This window comes from Aquirufa avitistagni (assembly GCF_042715545.1).
Classification (GTDB): Bacteria; Bacteroidota; Bacteroidia; order Cytophagales; family Spirosomataceae; genus Aquirufa; species Aquirufa avitistagni.
The window spans coordinates 1-1971 of record NZ_JBBKXZ010000005.1; the positions used below are offsets into that span (position 1 = coordinate 1).

The following is a 1971-nucleotide window of genomic DNA, read 5'->3' on the forward strand; positions in this document are numbered from 1 at the left end:
TTGGGGGCTTGAGTTTACGTTCGGATGTGAATGCGGGAGCGGGATCTATTGGGATAGGGACTGGAGGTAATATTAGTTTGAGTGATGGCAATGGAGTATTGACTACGGGTGGCGGGGTGAATGATGGGCAGGTGGGCGGTTTGTTGAAGGGCGTAAATGTGACGAAGCTGGGCGTAGGGGTGCTGGGTTTAGGAGGCTCGAATGCGTATACGGGTTCGACGAATGTGAGTGGGGGAAAGCTTTATTTATTACAGGCGGAGAGTATTCCGAATTTGAGTGCGTTGAGTTTGGGTGCTGGGACGGAGTTGGACATGGGAGGAGTGAGTGAGAGTGTGGGAAGTTTAGCGGGTAGTGGCAAGGTAAGCAGTAGTGTGAGTGGGAGTGTGTTGTTAACAGCTGGAGCAGATAATACGAGCACGAGTTACTCGGGCATACTGGAGGATGGTTTGGGGGTATTGCGTGTTGCTAAGTCTGGTACGGGTACGTGGAGTGTTAGTGGAGCAAGTACGTATAGTGGATTGACGCAGGTATTAGCGGGTGTGTTGAGTATTGGAAGTTCGAGTGGCTTGGGAAGTATAACATCGGGCACGGAGGTGACAAGTGGCGCGAGTTTGGAATTATATGGGGGGATTAGTGTGGGAGCAGAGCCTTTGCGTTTATTGGGTATTGGTCGGAGCAATATTGGCGCTTTACGGAATTTAAGTGGGGTGAACGTTTACGCGGGTGAGGTGACGGTTGGCGCGGGCGTTCGTGTGAATTCGAATGGGGGGAGCTTGAGCTTAACGGCGGCGAGTGTTTTTACGGGCGTTGATGTGAGTATGTTGTTTGGTGGTGGAGGGATCTTGAGTGTGGGAGGTGTGGTGAGTTTGGGTAGTGGTGCGATCACGCATGATGGAACGGGTAGTGTTTATTTATTAGCGGATAATGTATACAGTGGTTTAACGCGTGTGAGTGGTAATGGGACATTACGGGTTGGATCGGCAGGTGCTTTAGGGTCTACGAGCAGTGGAGTTGAGGTGATTGGCAGTGGGGTGTTGGAGCTTACCGGCGGGATCAGTGTGTTGGGTGAGTCCTTGAGTTTATCGGGTTATGGAAATGGGGTTGTGGGTGGCTTTCGGAATGTGAGTGGCATTAATGAGTGGAGTGGGACGGTGAGTTTGACGGGTAATGCGGGGATGGGTAGTGCGTCTGGTAAGCTGAGTTTAACGGGAGTACCTGCGATAGCATCGAGTAGTTTTGGTTTACGGATTTATGGGGTGGTGGGAGCTAGCGTAGAATTGGTGGGCGAGGCTTTGTACACGGGCCAGACGGAATTGGTGAGTGGGAGTTTGTTATTGGGTGCTGATGAGCGTATTGCCAACACAAGTTCGGTGAAGTTTAATGGGGGAGATTTATCAACGGCTGGTTACTCAGAGACGCTTGGGGAGCTAAGTTTATATGCGGCCTCGGGTATTAGTTTAGGTTCAGGGGTCCATGCGTTACGTTTTAGTGGCGCGGGTGTTTATGATTTTAAGTTGCTAACGATCAACGGTTGGCAGGGGGTTTATGGTACACCAGGCAGCAGTGGGACTGCGGGCAAGGTGTATGTGGGCACGGGTGCGGGTTTAAACCGGGAGCGTTTGGATCAGATGCGTTTTTACAATGCCACAGGTCCGGCCACGCATTATTGTTTACAGCTATTGGATGGGGAGTTGGTGGCTGGGGCTAACATCAGTTTGGTGACGGGTCATAGTAATGTTCGTATTACGAGTGTGGCCACGAGCAATGGCGCATGGTCCTATGCGAGCAATACCTATACCTTCACGGCAAGTGCTGATAATGCGAATATATTATTCACGGAGCTCCAAAATTACTTAGTGAATTATTCGGTTGAGATTAAGTCGGCAAGGGTGGGCGGTACGCAGGTGGGGAGTGTGGTATTTGATGCTGGGGTGAGCATGACGACTGGTCAGAACACGAATACGTTGAAGG

The 1971-nt window shown here is 51.0% G+C and carries 1 protein-coding gene; it reads left to right on the plus strand.

Features of this window, described 5'->3' with window-relative positions; all coding sequences use genetic code 11:
- Positions 1-1971: autotransporter-associated beta strand repeat-containing protein (locus tag U0R10_RS11330; protein ID WP_377984094.1), on the plus strand; the 1971-nt coding region annotated here is incomplete at both ends.